General features: G+C 71.7%; 14 protein-coding genes and 2 tRNA genes. 1 reads left to right on the top strand and 15 read right to left on the bottom strand.

Annotated features, from left to right (window positions below; all coding sequences use genetic code 11):
* Positions 1-305: 305 nt before the first annotated feature.
* The 10 genes from ACGFQ9_RS27495 to ACGFQ9_RS27540 all read right to left on the bottom strand — a co-directional run bounded on the left by ACGFQ9_RS27495 (position 306) and on the right by ACGFQ9_RS27540 (position 8,874).
* The gene (locus tag ACGFQ9_RS27495; RefSeq protein ID WP_393577399.1) at positions 306-1,040 is read right to left on the bottom strand and encodes a hypothetical protein; all 735 of its coding nucleotides are present in this window, start codon (positions 1,038-1,040) and stop codon (positions 306-308) included.
* Between the two features lie 125 nt (positions 1,041-1,165).
* Positions 1,166-4,036: a leucine--tRNA ligase gene (leuS, locus tag ACGFQ9_RS27500; RefSeq protein ID WP_393577401.1), complete on the bottom strand. Its 2,871-nt coding sequence runs from the start codon at positions 4,034-4,036 to the stop codon at positions 1,166-1,168.
* A gap of 258 nt (positions 4,037-4,294) precedes the next feature.
* Positions 4,295-4,367, bottom strand: a tRNA-Ala gene (locus ACGFQ9_RS27505).
* Between the two features lie 127 nt (positions 4,368-4,494).
* Positions 4,495-4,728 carry a hypothetical protein gene (locus ACGFQ9_RS27510; protein ID WP_393577402.1) on the bottom strand — a complete coding sequence of 78 codons (234 nt, stop codon included), beginning with the start codon at positions 4,726-4,728 and terminating at the stop codon, positions 4,495-4,497.
* Positions 4,729-4,876: 148 nt separating this feature from the next.
* Positions 4,877-4,949 (bottom strand) — tRNA-Ala (locus tag ACGFQ9_RS27515).
* Between the two features lie 118 nt (positions 4,950-5,067).
* Entirely contained in the window at positions 5,068-5,724 is a 657-nt protein-coding gene (locus tag ACGFQ9_RS27520; protein ID WP_393577404.1) for a histidine phosphatase family protein, read from the bottom strand.
* Positions 5,725-5,750: 26 nt separating this feature from the next.
* Entirely contained in the window at positions 5,751-6,197 is a 447-nt protein-coding gene (gene rsfS, locus ACGFQ9_RS27525; RefSeq protein ID WP_393577406.1) for a ribosome silencing factor, read from the bottom strand.
* 98 nt (positions 6,198-6,295) lie between these two features.
* Positions 6,296-8,014: an LCP family protein gene (locus ACGFQ9_RS27530; RefSeq protein ID WP_393577407.1), complete on the bottom strand. Its 1,719-nt coding sequence runs from the start codon at positions 8,012-8,014 to the stop codon at positions 6,296-6,298.
* 24 nt (positions 8,015-8,038) lie between these two features.
* A complete protein-coding gene (gene nadD / locus ACGFQ9_RS27535) occupies positions 8,039-8,656 on the bottom strand; it encodes a nicotinate-nucleotide adenylyltransferase (RefSeq protein ID WP_393577409.1) in 618 nt (205 codons plus the stop codon).
* Positions 8,657-8,706: 50 nt separating this feature from the next.
* On the bottom strand, positions 8,707-8,874 hold the full coding sequence (locus ACGFQ9_RS27540) for a hypothetical protein (RefSeq protein WP_393577411.1): 168 nt from the start codon (positions 8,872-8,874) through the stop codon (positions 8,707-8,709).
* Positions 8,875-9,015: 141 nt separating this feature from the next.
* Here ACGFQ9_RS27540 and ACGFQ9_RS27545 point away from each other — a divergent pair, with 141 nt between their 5' ends.
* Complete coding sequence (locus tag ACGFQ9_RS27545; RefSeq protein ID WP_393577413.1) at positions 9,016-10,086, top strand: M48 family metallopeptidase; 1,071 nt, start codon at positions 9,016-9,018, stop codon at positions 10,084-10,086.
* A 10-nt stretch (positions 10,087-10,096) separates the two neighbouring features.
* Here ACGFQ9_RS27545 and ACGFQ9_RS27550 read toward each other — a convergent pair whose 3' ends face one another.
* The 5 genes from ACGFQ9_RS27550 to proB form a co-directional block, all read right to left on the bottom strand.
* Positions 10,097-11,302 carry a hypothetical protein gene (locus ACGFQ9_RS27550; protein ID WP_393577415.1) on the bottom strand — a complete coding sequence of 402 codons (1,206 nt, stop codon included), beginning with the start codon at positions 11,300-11,302 and terminating at the stop codon, positions 10,097-10,099.
* Positions 11,303-11,336: 34 nt separating this feature from the next.
* A complete protein-coding gene (locus tag ACGFQ9_RS27555) occupies positions 11,337-11,894 on the bottom strand; it encodes a hypothetical protein (protein WP_393577417.1) in 558 nt (185 codons plus the stop codon).
* Positions 11,895-11,971: 77 nt separating this feature from the next.
* On the bottom strand, positions 11,972-13,252 hold the full coding sequence (locus ACGFQ9_RS27560) for a glutamate-5-semialdehyde dehydrogenase (protein ID WP_393577418.1): 1,281 nt from the start codon (positions 13,250-13,252) through the stop codon (positions 11,972-11,974).
* Positions 13,253-13,458: 206 nt separating this feature from the next.
* Entirely contained in the window at positions 13,459-13,896 is a 438-nt protein-coding gene (locus ACGFQ9_RS27565) for a hypothetical protein (RefSeq protein ID WP_393577571.1), read from the bottom strand.
* A gap of 42 nt (positions 13,897-13,938) precedes the next feature.
* Positions 13,939-15,072, bottom strand: coding sequence for a glutamate 5-kinase (proB, locus tag ACGFQ9_RS27570; RefSeq protein WP_393577420.1), 1,134 nt, complete (start codon positions 15,070-15,072; stop codon positions 13,939-13,941).
* Between the last annotated feature and the right edge of the window lie 19 nt (positions 15,073-15,091).

Here is a 15,091-nt window from a genome sequence, read left to right on the forward strand (position 1 = left end):
CGGGCTGCGCGGCACGGACGCGAGGCAGCGGCCGGGCTTCGCAGCGCCACGGCACGGAGCCCCGGTAGCGCGGTGCGTGCGGGGTGCGGCCGGCACGGGCTGCTGCGCGGAGCAATCCCCCACCCCGCCCTCCCCCAGCCTCCGTCCGGGGGGACCCCCATCCCGAAACCGGGGCTACGCCCCGGCCCCCTCGGGGCCAGGCCCGTGGCCCCGTGCGCCCCGGCTTCCCGGAGCCACGCCGCGCAACTCGCTCAGGCCATGGCTCAGCAGGCCGCAGCCAGCCGCTCTGGTTCTTCCCCCGCCGATCAGGTCGTGGCCTCCGGACGGGGCGTCTTCTGCCACGGGTACGGTGCTGCCGCGCCGGAGGGCGGGAGGGCGGTGGTGTTCTGGGCGGGACCCGTCCGGGTCTCCGGCTCGGCGGAACGGTCCTGGGGCTGCGGGTGGGCGGTCTGGGCCTGGGATGCCGCGGCCGCGAGGTCCTCGTCCAGGGTGGACGGGCGGGACCAGTCGCGCAGGGCGTCCGACTCCATGCCGATCCGGTCGGACAGGACGGACAGGTCGTCCTCCGCGAGCCGGCGCGCACGCTCGTGGGCGGCCCAGCGCAGCGAGTCCGCGGACTCGGTGACGCGCCGCGTGCGCGCGCGCAGCTCCGGCAGCGCGGCCTGTACCCGGCCCTTGTCCGGGTCCGCCTCCAGCCGCTTCAGTTCGTCGTCCAGCTCCCGGCCGTGCCGGCTCAGCTGTTCGAAGAGGGACAGGGATTCCTGCAGTGACGCGTCCGTGCGGGCGCCCTCCTGCAGCGCCTGCTGGGTGGCCCGCATCGAGTTCCGCAGGTCCAGCCGCAGCTGTGCCAGGGCTCCGGCGACACCCACCTGGCCGAGGCTCTTGGCCCGCAGCGCGGTGTCCTCCACCGTGCGCCGCGCCTGGGTGACCGTCCGCTCCACCCCCCGCTTCGCCGCCCCGACCACCTTGACCGTGGCGTACGCGCCGAGGCCGACGAAGGCCAGCAGCATCAGCGCGAAGATGATCAACGCGGCCTCCATGACGGGCCCCTTCCCCTGGTCGAGAGCGAGCACTCGCTCATCTCCACCGTAAACGCAACGGACAGGCCAGGGGTTCCAAACGGAACCCCCAACCTGCCCGTACGGGGAAACCCCTACCGCCCCGCTCAGATGACGATGTTCACCAGCTTCGGGGCTCGGACGATCACCTTGCGGATCTCCGCCCCGCCCAGCGCCGCCACGACCGCCTCGTCGGCCAGCGCCAGCTTCTCCAGGTCATCCTCGGCGATGGCCGGCGGCACCTCCAGGCGGGCCTTGACCTTGCCCTTGATCTGGACGACGCAGGTGACGGCCTCGTCGACCACGTACGCCGGGTCGGCCACCGGGAAGTCCTGGTGGACGACGGAGCCGGTGTGGCCCAGCCGGTGCCACAGCTCCTCCGCGATGTGCGGGGCCAGCGGCGCCACCAGCAGGACCAGCCGCTCCGCCACGGACCGCTCCAGCGGCTTGCCGGCCTTGGTCAGCGCGTTGTTCAGCTCGGTGATCTTCGCGATGGCGGTGTTGAACCGCAGGCCGGCCATGTCACCGCCGGCGCCGTCGATCGCCTTGTGCAGGGCGCGCAGAGTGGCCTCGTCGGGCTCGCCGTCCACGACGGTGACGGCGCCCGTCTCCTCGTCGACGATGTTGCGCCACAGGCGCTGCAGCAGACGGTACTGGCCGACGACCGCGCGGGTGTCCCACGGCCGGGAGACGTCCAGCGGCCCCATCGCCATCTCGTACAGGCGCAGCGTGTCGGCGCCGTACTCCTCGCAGATGGTCTCCGGGGTGACGGCGTTCTTCAGGGACTTGCCCATCTTGCCCAGCTCGCGCTTGACCGGCTCGCCCTCGAAGAAGAACTTCCCGTCGCGCTCCTCGACCTCGGTGGCCGTCACCGGGAAGCCGCGCTCGTCACGGTAGACGTACGCCTGGATCATGCCCTGGTTGAACAGCTTGTGGAACGGCTCGACGGAGGAGACGTGGCCCAGGTCGAACAGGACCTTCGACCAGAAGCGGGCGTACAGCAGGTGCAGCACCGCGTGCTCGGCGCCGCCCACGTACAGGTCGACACCACCGTGCGGGGCGCCGTCCCGCGGGCCCATCCAGTACTTCTCGATCTCCGGGTCGACCAGCGCGGACCCGTTGTGCGGGTCCAGGTAGCGCAGCTCGTACCAGCAGGAGCCGGCCCAGTTCGGCATGGTGTTGGTCTCGCGCCGGTACGGGCGGACGCCGCGGCCGTCGCCCAGGTCCAGCTCGACGTTGACCCAGTCGGACTTCCGGGACAGCGGGGTCTCCGGCTGCGAGTCGGCGTCGTCCGGCTCGAAGGTGCGCGGCGAGTAGTCCTCGACCTCCGGCAGCTCCAGCGGCAGCATCGACTCGGGCAGGGAGTGGGCGACGCCGTCCTCGTCATAGACGATCGGGAAGGGCTCGCCCCAGTAGCGCTGGCGGCTGAACAGCCAGTCGCGCAGGCGGAAGTTGACGGTGCCCTCGCCGATGCCGCGCTCGGTCAGCCAGTCGGTGATGGCGGCCTTGGCCTCCACCACGCCCAGTCCGTCCAGGGAGATGCCCTCGCCGGACGAGTTGATCAGCGTGGCGTCGTAGGAGACGAAGGCCTCGTCCCACTCGGCCGGGTCCGTGCCGCGGCCGTCGGTCGGCTCGACCACGCAGCGGATGGGCAGCTCGAAGGCGCGCGCGAACTCGAAGTCGCGGCTGTCGTGGGCCGGGACGGCCATGATCGCGCCGGTGCCGTAGCCCATCAGCACGTAGTCGGCGATGAAGACGGGGACCTTGGCGCCGCTGACCGGGTTGACCGCGTACTCACCGGTGAAGACACCGGTCTTGTCCTTGGCCTCGGCCTGCCGCTCGACGTCGGACTTGGAGGCGGCCTGCTTGCGGTACGCGGCCACGGCCTCGGCCGGGGTGGCGTGTCCGCCGGTCCACACCTCGTGGGTGCCCTCGGGCCAGGCGGCCGGCAGGAACTTCTCCACCAGCGGGTGCTCCGGCGCCAGCACCATGTACGTGGCGCCGAACAGGGTGTCGGGGCGGGTGGTGAAGACGGTGACGGCGTCGTCGCCCAGGGCGAAGTCGACGCGGGCGCCCTCGGAGCGGCCGATCCAGTTGCGCTGCTGCAGCTTGATGGCCTCGGGCCAGTCCAGCGCGTCCAGGTCGTCCAGCAGCCGGTCGGCGTACGCGGTGATGCGCATGTTCCACTGGCTCAGCTTGGCCTTGAACACCGGGAAGTTGCCGCGCTCGGAACGGCCGTCGGCGGTGACCTCCTCGTTGGCCAGGACGGTGCCCAGCCCGGGGCACCAGTTCACGGGCGCGTCGGAGGCGTACGCCAGCCGGTGGTCGTTCAGTACGTCGGCCCGCTCGGCGGCGGTCAGGGCGGCCCAGGCGCGGCCTCCGGGGACCTCACGGGAGCCGTCCTCGAAGGCGGCGACCAGGTCGGCGATCGGGCGGGCCTTCTTCGCCTCGGTGTCGTACCAGGAGTTGTAGATCTGCAGGAAGATCCACTGGGTCCACTTGTAGTAGTCCGGGTCGATCGTGGCGAACGAGCGGCGCTTGTCGTGGCCCAGGCCCAGCCGGCGCAGCTGGACCTTCATGTTCTCGATGTTCGCCTCGGTCGACACCCGGGGGTGGGTGCCGGTCTGCACGGCGTACTGCTCGGCGGGCAGGCCGAAGGCGTCGAACCCCAGGGTGTGCAGGACGTTGTGGCCGGTCATCCGCTGGTGGCGGGCGAACACGTCGGTGGCGATGTACCCCAGCGGGTGACCGACGTGCAGTCCCGCACCGGAGGGGTACGGGAACATGTCCATGATGAACTTCTTGGGCCGCGCGGCCAGGGCCGGGTCGCCGGCCAGGTCACCGGTCGGGTTGGGCGCTTCGTAGGTGCCCTCCGCGTCCCATACGTCCTGCCAGCGTGCCTCGATGTCGGCGGCCAGGACGGCCGTGTAACGGTGCGCCTCGGCCGCCTCGGGGGCCGGGGTGTTCGTCTCGCTCATGATTCCTACAAGCTCCATCGATCGTCTCTGCCGTCTCTGCCTGCCCAAATGAAAAATCCCCTCGCACAGGAGGGGACGCCGCGCCGAGTTCGACCGTGATCCCGGGGACCAGCGGGTCGAGGCTGCTCAGCGCGGCTCGGTAAGCAGAAGGCGTACGGCACGCATGGCGTCAGGGTACCGCAGCGGCCTCCGCCGCCGCTCGGCTGACCACACAACGAGAAGAGGGCCACCCGATCCGGGTGGCCCTCTTCTTCACTGTGGAGCTAAGGAGAATTGAACTCCTGACCTCCTGCATGCCATGCAGGCGCTCTACCAACTGAGCTATAGCCCCTTGCTTCTTGCCGCCGGGCCCTTGCTCGGTTTCCCTTGCCGGTTCCCCCTGGCGACATCCAGAACATTACACGGTCATGGCCCAGGACCAAAAACCGGTTTCACCGGTGTCCGTTTTGGGCGGAAGGTCATGCTCGGGCGAACTGGTAGAAGCGCTTCAGCGTGCAGTGCTCGTCCAGGAGACGGCCATAGATCGGCTCCCCTTCGAGCTCCCGGTACGTCTCGATGGGGTCGCCTTTTATGATCAGCGCCCGCGCGCATTCCTCGCACCAGTACTGGTATTCGGGATTGACCGGGTCCATGTCCCGCACGATCGGCGTGCCGTTGTCGCACCAGTCGCACCGCCGCCGGTGTGCACCCATCCGTGAGCGACTCCCTCCCGTTCAGGGCCGGCCGGGCCGTCGTCTCCCCCTCCGGCCGTCCGATTCTGCCATGCAGGCGGTCGGGCGTGCAGCAGGTGACAAACGCGAAGGATCCCACCCCCTGCCGGGGATGGGATCCTTACCGCTGTGGAGCTAAGGAGAATTGAACTCCTGACCTCCTGCATGCCATGCAGGCGCTCTACCAACTGAGCTATAGCCCCTTGCTCTCCGCCGTTCCCCCGCTGTTTTCTGCGGTGTTCCCTGCGGACAAGAAGAACCATAGCCTGTGACCAGCCGGAAAGTGAAATCCGCTGCCGCGCGCCCGTCAGCCGCCGTCCGTCAGTCGTCGTCGCCGAGCACCGGTTCCGGCAGGGTGCCGGCGTTGTGCTCCAGCAGCCGCCAGCCCCGCGCACCCTCGCCCAGCACGGACCAGCAGCAGTTGGAGAGCCCGCCGAGGCTCTCCCAGGAGGACGGGTCGAGCCCCAGCAGCCGGCCGATGGTGGTCCGGATGGTGCCGCCGTGGCTGACCACGACCAGGGTGGCGTTCTCCTCCAGCCGGCCGGCGTGCTCCAGGACCACGGGAGCCGCCCGGTCGGCGACCTCGGTCTCCAGCTCTCCGCCACCGCGCCGTACCGGCTCGCCGCGCTTCCACGCCGCATACTGCTCGCCGTACTTCGCCACGATCTCGTCGTGGGTCAGACCCTGCCACTCGCCGGCGTACGTCTCCCGCAGCGCCTCGTCGTGCGTGACGGGCAGCCCGGTGATGCCGGCGAGCTCCGCGGCCGTCGCCGCCGCCCGCTTCAGGTCGGAGGCCACGATGGCGGCCGGACGCAGCGAGGCGAGCAGCCGGGCGGCCCGGCGGGCCTGTGCCACGCCGGTCCCGGTCAGCTCGATGTCCGTGGAGCCCTGGAAGCGGCGTTCCAGGTTCCACGAGGTCTGGCCGTGCCTCCAGAGCACGATCTTGCGACCGGGACGCCCGGCGCTGCCGCCCGTCACCGCACTCGGCGGCGTGCTGGTCGCGCTCAGAACAGATCACCGTCCAGGTCGTCGTCGCCCTGCGTCGCGCGCAGCTTGGCGTGCTCCTCCGCCTTGCCCTTGGTCAGCTTCGCGTCCTCGGGCAGCTCGATCTCGGGGCAGTCCTTCCACAGCCGCTCCAGCGCGTAGAAGACGCGCTCCTCGCTGTGCTGCACGTGGACGACGATGTCCACGTAGTCGAGCAGGATCCAGCGGGCGTCGCGGTCGCCCTCACGGCGCACCGGCTTGGCGCCGAGCTCCTTGAGGAGCCGCTCCTCGATCTCGTCGACGATGGACTTGACCTGGCGGTCGTTGGGCGCCGACGCGAGCAGGAAGGCGTCGGTGATCGACAGCACGTCGCTGACGTCGTACGCGATGATGTCGTGCGCGAGCCGGTCGGCCGCCGCCTGGGCGGCGGTGGTGATGAGCTCGATGGAGCGGTCCGTGGCGGTCACTGAGCCATGCTTTCGGGTCGAGGGCAGATCCATACAAGGGTCTCATGGGCGGCCGACACCGCCCACGCCTTTCCCCCCCGGCCCGCCCCCTCCCGGGGCTACGGCGTTTTGTAGTCCTTGCCGAGCACCACCACGACGTCCGCGTTGACCGTGCTCGCGGCCTTCTTCACCGCGGTCTCGGGCAGGCCCAGGGTCTTGGCGACCTCGACCGCCTTCTCCCGCTGCGCGTCGTCCTGGTACGTGACCTGGGTGCCGGCCTGGCTCTGTCCGGCCTTGCCGCCGTCCACGAACGTGTAGCCGCCGTTGACCAGCGCGGCCCTGGCCGCGGTGAGGGCCTTCTCGCTGCCGGTGGCGTCCTTGAGCCCCACCCGCGGGGCCGCGGAGGCGCCCGGCGGGGCGGTCAGGCTGCCGCCGAGGATCTCCTTGACCACGGTCCGCCCGGCTTCGTCGGCCATGGTGCCGTCCGGCTTCACCGCGACCACGTCCGTGCGGTACGCGCCGAGCTTGGCGTGCTCGGCCAGCCGGGCCAGCGAACCGCCCAGCGCGCGGTCGGTGAGGGAGGGGTCGAGGATCTGGCCGAGGGACTCCACGGTGAGCACCGCCGAGTGCTCGTCGCTGGGCATCTTGCGCAGGGTGGCGTACATGACCTTGCCGAACCGCTCCAGCTGCTTGGCCTCGGGCTCGCCCTGCGCGCGGTGGGTGGCGTAGGCGACGGCCATGGCCCCGGTCAGGCTCTGCTTCTGGCCCTGGCCCACGGCGGGGGTCTTGGCCTTGTCGTCGGCGGGCACGGCGGTGTCGGTGTCGACCTCGATGCCGCCCACGGCCTGGACGAGGTTCTCCAGGTAGGGGGTGTCCAGTCGCCAGGTGCCGCCGATGTGCGTGCCGAGCATGGCGTCGAGGGCCTCGCGGGTGCCGCCGAGGCCGTCCTCCTCGACCGACTTGCCGAGGGCCACCGAGGTGCCGTCGTCCCGGGGCACGGTCATGGTGTTCGGCAGCAGTACGGTGGCGCCCTTCTTCGCGGTCACGTTGTCGACCAGCAGGGCGGTGGAGGTGCCGCCCCTCTTGGTGTTGTGCAGGTGGACGACGACCATGTCGCGCTTCTGCGGTCCGGTGTCCGCGGCGGCTCCCTTGCCCGAGCCGTCGCGGCCGAGGAAGGGCAGCTTGTCCGCGTACCAGAGGTAGCCGACGCCACCGGCGACGAACAGCGCGAGGACGACCATCAGGGCGATCACCCGGTTGCGGCCGCGGCGGCGGGCCTCCTCACGCCGTTCGGTGCGGCTCTCGGTGAACTTGAGCCAGTCGATGACGTCGTCCGTGTCCTCGTCGGGCTGGTCGAGGAAGGCGAACTGCTCGGTCCGGTAGTCCGGGGCGCTGCGCGGTCCGGGCACCTGGGCGCCCCCGGAAGCGGCCCCGGGCCCCTCGTCGAACTCGGATTCCGGGTCGAAGTCCGGGTCGAAGTCGGGGTCGGGGGCGGGTGCCTGCTGCGGAATCCACTGCCCGCCGGCCTGCTGCGGCATCTGCGGGGACATCTGCCGCATCTGCGGCATCTGCCCCGTGTCATAGCCGTCGTAGCCGTCATAGCCGTCGCGGCCGTAGTACTGCTGGGCGGCCTGCGGCTGCTGCTGGTACTGCTGGGGTGCTTGGGGCCGGGCGACCGGCTGCCCGTAGGCGTCGTGTCCGCTGTGGCCATACGGTTGCTGCTGGTACTGCTGCGGGTACTGGCCGTACTGCCGCGGGGGCGCGGCGGGCACCTGGCGGTACACCGGCCGACCGTACTCGTCGTAGCCGATGAACTGCGGTTCCTGTGGGTCGTTCACCGCGGTGCCCCTCTCGTGCGGAAGCTAGGCTCCCCGGTACAGCTCTCGCTTGTGGATGTACCGCACCACACCATCGGGCACCAGGTACCAGACCGGGTCCCCGGCGGCGACCCGCGCGCGGCAGTCGGTGGAGGAGATCGCCAGAGCCGGGACCTCCACCAGGGAGACGCCGCCCTCGGGCAGGCCGTCGTCGGTGAGCAGGTGGCCGGGCCGGGTGACCCCGATGAAGTGCGCGAGCGAGAACAGTTCCTCGGCGTCGCGCCAGGTGAGGATCTGGGCCAGGGCGTCGGCGCCGGTGATGAAGAAGAGGTCGGCGTCGTCGTTGAGGCGCCGCAGGTCCCGCAGGGTGTCGATGGTGTACGTCGGGCCGCCGCGGTCGATGTCGATGCGGCTCACCGAGAACTGCGGGTTTGAGGCCGTGGCGATGACCGTCATCAGATAGCGGTCCTCGGCGGGCGACACGGCCCGCTCCGACTTCTGCCAGGGCTCGCCGGTCGGTACGAACACCACCTCGTCGAGGTGGAAGAGGGCGGCCACCTCACTGGCGGCCACCAGGTGTCCGTGGTGGATCGGGTCGAATGTCCCGCCCATCACGCCGAGCCTGCGCTTGACCGGACCGGTAGGCGTTTCCTGCTCTCCCATGAGCGCAGACCATACCGGCCCGGGGCCGGGGTGCAGCTGCCGCGGTCGGACTAACGGTCGCGGTTGAGGCGCGTGGTGACCCACAGCATCAGGAGCAGCACGAAGAGCGCACCGCCACCGGTCAGGTACGGGTTCAGGCTGTCGTGGTTGCCGCCGTGGTTCTCGGCCCCCTCCGAGGCGAGGAGAACCAGGTTCTGGGCGGTCGTGTGGAGGCTCATCAGGCAGATACCTATCGGGTCGGGGAGCGGGGCCGAGACTTCGCTCACATCGTATGCGGGTGCCTGGGGCACGCTCACGCCGACTCAGGCGTTGGAGAGGATAGACGTATGGCAGGGCTGTCCGATCAAGGGGGAGGCGCAATGGCAGACACGGCTTTCGAGAAGGTGCCCGCAAGGGACCGCAAGAGGTTCCCGGGGATCTCCTCGCGGGCGTACGAGCATCCGGCGGACCGGTCCGCGCTGGTGGCGCTGCGCAAGCTGAGCGGGTTCGACACGGTGTTCAAGGCGCTCAGCGGGCTGCTGCCGGAGCGCAGTCTGAGGCTGCTGTACCTGTCGGACTCGGTGCGGGTGGGCGAGACCCAGTTCGCGCACCTGCACGCGATGCTGCGGGACGCCTGTTACATCCTGGACCTGGAGAAGGTCCCGCGGATGTACGTGCAGCAGGACCCGCGGCCGAACGCCATGTGCATCGGGCTGGACGAGCCGGTGATCGTGGTCACCACCGGTCTGGTGGAGCTGCTCGACGAGGAGGAGATGCGGGCGGTCGTGGGCCACGAGGTGGGCCACGCGCTGTCCGGCCACTCGGTGTACCGGACGGTCCTGCTGTTCCTGACCAACCTGGCGGTGAAGGTCTCCTGGATCCCGCTGGGCAACGTGGCGGTGACGGCGATCGTGACGGCGCTCCGGGAGTGGTTCCGGAAGTCGGAGCTGTCGGCCGACCGGGCCGGGCTGCTGGTCGGGCAGGACGTACGGGCCTCGATGCGCGGCCTGATGAAGCTGGCCGGCGGCAACCACCTGCACGAGATGAACGTGGACGCGTTCCTGGCGCAGGCCGAGGAGTACGAGGCGGGCGGCGACCTGCGCGACTCGGTGCTGAAGATCCTCAACATGCTGCCGCGGACGCACCCCTTCACCACGGTGCGGGCCGCCGAGCTGAAGAAGTGGTCGGAGAGCCGTGACTTCCAGCGGATCATGGACGGCCACTACCCGCGGCGCGAGGAGGACAAGGACACCTCGGTCACGGACTCCTTCCGGCAGTCCGCCTCGCACTACGCGGACTCGGTGCGGACGAGCTCGGACCCGCTGATGAAGCTGGTCACCGACATCGCGGGCGGGGCGGGCGACCTGGCCGGCTCGCTGCGGGACAAGTTCGCGGGCGCCGGCCGGGACGGGAAGGGCTCCGCGGACGGCGGCGGCACGGCGCGGGACTGACCTCCGGCTGCTACGGGGCGGTGGCTCCGGCCGGGACGGAACCGGCCGGAGCCGGGGCCTGCGGGACCCCCGGGCCCTGAGGCTGCGGCTCCGTCGTCGGGGCCGCGGTCGGGTTCCGGGTGGCCAGTGCGCCGCACAGCCCGCCCGCCCGCCGTTCCCGGCCGTCCGCGAACGGGTCGGTGGCCGACGGGCCCGTGGCGGTGGCCGCGGCCCCGGCGAGCAGCGGTTTGAAGCCGGTGTACGGCTCGGCGGCGCAGTCGTGCGGCCCGGCCTGCACGTACGCGGCCAGCAGCTCGGTGCGGCGGGCCACCAGGTCGTCCCGGTCGAAGCGCATCCGCAGTTCCCGCCGGACGCTGAACAGCGAGGCGCCGTCCGTGGCGGCCTGGCCGGCGTCGACCGGACGCACCGCGTACACGAAGGTGTGGTCGGAGATCACCTCCAGCACCCCGGGGGCGACCTCGTCGAAGGCGAGGGTGCCCTTCACCCGGACCCGGGAGTCGGCCACGACGGCGGTGCCGGGGTCGAAGCGGACCAGCCAGCCGGTGGCGGCGTGCCGCGCGTCGCCGCCCACCGAGGTCATGCTGCGGTCGAACTGGTCCAGCTGGTCGGGGTCGAGCAGGATCCGCACCGGGCGGGAGGCCACCCCGGCGAGCACGTCCGGGTCCAGCGAGGACTGCACCAGGTAGTCCTTGGCGATGCTCAGGGCGGCGACCACCTGGGTGTCGGTGAAGTGCGGGGTGCGGCGCACCGCCGGAAGGGTGATCCCGGCCGCGCCGACCCGGTACTGGTCCGCGGGGCTGTGTGCGAACAGCTCGGAAGGCCGGCCGCCGGGCACCGTCCCGGCGGGGGCCAGCGGGACGATCGTGCTGGTCAGCGCCTCGGGTCGGTTCCCGCGCGGGGCGACGTAGGGGTTGCGCAGGCCCATCCAGACGGCCGCGCCGAAGGCGAGCGCGATCAGCAGGACCAGCACCATGCCCTGGCGGGCGGCCCGGCCCGGGGTGCTGGTGCGGCTGCGTCCGGTGGACCAGACGGAGCGGCTGCGGACGGCACGGGCGTGTTCGCCCATGCGTTCGTCGGCGGAGAACTCCTGGAGGCGCGCAGCCCGGACGAAGCCCTCGTCGAACACCACCGACCGGTATTCGTCCGACCGGAAATCGTCCTCGCCCCCGCCGAAGGGATCGGGGGTGGCGTCATGTGGATCTCGTGGCACGGCCATGCGCGTCTCCCTGCTCCGGGAGGAGGTCGTACCTTCAGGGTTGGCGTACGGCGGGGTGCGTAAACGCGCCACCGCCGCCGACTTCCGTCAGGGGCGTCCTGCTCGCGGGGGGCGGGGTCTGTCCGGGGTCGCCCGAGCTGCCCGAGGCTCCACGGTAGACGGCGATGAAGGCCAGCGCGACCATTCCGATGCCCATGACCACGGCGAGCACCCAGGCCACCGGGCGCAGCCACCTGGACCGGCCCCGGTAGGGGCGCATGGACCCGCCGTAGGGGCCGTAAGCGTGACCGTAGGGGCCGTCGTTGTCGCCGTACGGGAGGTCGTCGGGGCCGTAACCGTCCGACAGGCCGTCGGGCCACCCGTACGGGTACCCCTCGAAGGGGTCCTCGTCGGCCGTGCGGCCGCCCGCGACCGCCGCGCGGGCGGCTTCGGCCTCGCGCAGCCGCTCGGCCGCGCTCGGCTCATGGATCTCGGCGTTCCGGACGAAGTCCTCGTCGAACACCACGGAGGCGAAGTCCTGATCCGCGCCTCCGCGGTCGTCGTCGGGCACCCCGTCGTCCGGGAACGGCTTGCCCCCCACGTCGTCCGGCACGGGTCCAGCGTAGACCTGGGCAGGGGTTTTGGGCAGGCGGTAAGCCGGAATTCGGCCACGCGGAGTCCGGAAGGGGATTACCGCACGTGACCGTCGCCGGTGACGATGTACTTGGTGGAGGTGAGCTCCGGGAGGCCCATCGGGCCGCGGGCGTGCAGCTTCTGGGTGGAGATGCCGATCTCCGCGCCGAAGCCGAACTGGCCACCGTCGGTGAACCGGGTGGAGGCGTTCACGGCGACCGTGGTCGAGTCGACCAGCTGGGTGAAGCGGCGGGCCGCGGCCTGCGAGGTGGTGACGATGGCCTCGGTGTGGCCGGAGGTCCAGCGGCGGATGTGGCCGACGGCCTCGTCGAGGGAGCCGACCACGGCGGCCGCGATGTCGTACGAGAGGTACTCCGCGGCCCAGTCCTCGTCGGTCGCGGGCAGCGCGGTGACCTTGCTGTCCTCCGCCGCGGCGAGGACCCGCGCGTCGCCGTGGACGGTGACGCCGGCTTCGGCGAGGGCGTCGAGGGCGCGCGGCAGGAAGGCGGCGGCGATGTCCTGGTGGACCAGGAGGGTCTCGGCGGAGTTGCAGACGGAGGGCCGCTGCGCCTTGGAGTTGATCAGGATGTCCACGGCCATGTCGAGGTCGGCCTGCGCGTCCACGTAGACGTGGCAGTTGCCGGTGCCGGTCTCGATGACGGGGACGGTGGACTCCTCGACGACGGTCTTGATGAGGGAGGCTCCGCCGCGCGGGATGAGCACGTCGACGAGGCCGCGGGCGCGCATCAGCTCGCGGACGGAGTCGCGGGACTCGCCGGGCACGAGCTGGATCGCGTCCGCGGGGATGCCGGTGGACGCCACGGCGTCGCGGAGGATGCCGACGAGGGCGGTGTTGGAGGCGTACGCGGAGGAGCTGCCGCGCAGCAGGACCGCGTTGCCGGACTTCAGGCAGAGCGCGGCGGCGTCGACGGTGACGTTCGGGCGGGCCTCGTAGATGATGCCGACGACGCCGAGGGGGACGCGGATCTGGCGCAGGTCGATGCCGTTGGGGAGGGTCGAGCCGCGGACGACCTCGCCGACCGGGTCCGGGAGCGCGACGACGTCGCGGACGTCGGAGGCGATGGCGCGGACGCGGTCGGGGGTGAGGGTGAGGCGGTCGATGACGGTCTCGCTGGTGCCGGCGGCCCGGGCCTTGGCGATGTCCTGGGCGTTCGCCTCGACGATCTCGGCGGTACGGGCCTCCAGCGCGTCGGCGATGGCCAGCAGGGCGGCGTCCTTGGCGGACCGCGGGAGCGGGGCGATGTCCGCGGCGGCGGTGCGGGCGCGCTGGGCGGTGGCGGTGACGGGCGAGACGGCGGCTTCCTTCAGCGAGGTCATGCCGTCCAGGGTAGTGCGCGTCCTTCACCTGACCGGCGCGCTTCCACCCCGCGAGACGGGAGCCGCGCCGGGCGGTGCCGCCGAGGTACGGGCCCTGCCGTGTGGGTGCCGGCCGTTGCCTCGGCCGTGGCGGGCGGGTCGGCCGTTCCTCCGGCGTGTGCCCACCCGTTCCGCCCTGCGGAACGCCTGCCCACACCTCGGAGGCGTCAGTAGGGGTGGACGCCGACCGGGTGGGCCGGGGGTGGGCCGTAGCCTTCCGCGACGCGCTGGTGGTAGGTCGCGCGGTCGATGACCTCCAGGCCGACGATCTCCCAGGCCGGCAGCCTCGCCGAGGAGCGGTGTTCGCCCCAGAGCCGCAGGGCGACGGCCGCGGCGTCGTGGAGGTCGCGGGCCTCCTCCCAGTAGCGGATCTCCGCGTGGTCGTCGGCGTACCGGCTGGTGAGGAGGAAGGGGTGGTCGTGCGCCAGCTGTTCGAGGCCGCGGCGGACCTCGGTCAGCGGCACCGGCTTGCCGGAAACGCTCAGGGTGACGTGCCACAGCCGGGACTGATGGTCCTCGTCCTCACCGCCGCCCCCCGCGACGCTGGTCAGCGCTCGTCCCACCAGTCGGCTCCTCTGCCCTGCGTGCCTGCCCGTTACCCACAGTTGACCAGTCCCGGGACCGTTTCGCGGCGGTTTTGCAGAACCTCAGCCCTGCAGCAGAACCAGATCGTCCCGGTGGACGACCTCTCGTTCGTACTCCGGTCCGAGTTCCCGCGCGAGCTCGCGAGTGGAGCGGCCCAGCAGCTGCGGCATCTCCTTGGCGTCGAAGTTGACCAGGCCGCGGGCGATCGGCCGGCCGTCCGCCGTGCGCAGCTCGACCGGGTCCCCCGCGGAGAAGTCGCCCTCGACGGCCGCGATGCCGGCGGGGAGGAGGGAGCTGCCGCGTTCGGTGACGGCGGCCACCGCGCCGTCGTCGAGGACCAGGTGGCCCTGCGGGGTGGAGGCGTGCTGCAGCCAGAGCAGCCGGTCGGCCGAGCGGCGGCCGGTGGCGTGGAAGAACGTGCCCGTCTCGCGTCCGGACAGGGCGTCGGCGGCCTGGCTGGCGGAGGTGAGGACCACGGGGATGCCGGCCGCCGCCGCGATCCGGGCGGCCTCCACCTTGGTGACCATGCCACCGGTGCCGACTCCGGCCTTGCCCGCGCTGCCGATGGAGACGTGCGCGATGTCCTCGGGGCCGCGGACCTCCTCGATCCTGCTGGTGCCCGGCTGGGACGGGTCGCCGTCGTACAGGCCGTCCACGTCGGAGAGCAGCACCAGCAGGTCGGCGCGGACCAGGTGGGCCACCAGCGCGGCGAGGCGGTCGTTGTCGCCGAAGCGGATCTCGTCCGTGGCGACGGTGTCGTTCTCGTTCACGATCGGCAGCGCGCCCATGGCCAGGAGCTGGTCCAGGGTCCGGTACGCGTTGCGGTAGTGGGCGCGCCGGCTGGTGTCGTCCGTGGTCAGCAGGACCTGGCCGACCCGGACCCCGTACCGGGCGAAGGAAGCGGTGTAGCGGGCGACCAGCAGGCCCTGTCCGACACTCGCCGCGGCCTGCTGCCGGGCCAGGTCCTTGGGCCGGCGGCGCAGCCCGAGCGGGGAGAGTCCGGCGGCGATGGCGCCGCTGGAGACCAGCACGATCTCCTTCTCGCCGCCGCTGCGCGCCTTGGCGAGGACGTCGACGAGCGCGTCGACCCGGTCCGCGTCCAGGCCGCCCGCCGCGGTGGTGAGGGAGGAGGAGCCGACCTTGACCACGATCCTGCGGGCGTCCACGACCCGCTGCCTAGCCCCTGACACGTCCATCCCCTTAGCCGCCCGTCCG

It is taken from the genome of Streptomyces sp. NPDC048603, assembly GCF_043199475.1.
Lineage (GTDB): Bacteria > Actinomycetota > Actinomycetes > Streptomycetales > Streptomycetaceae > Streptomyces.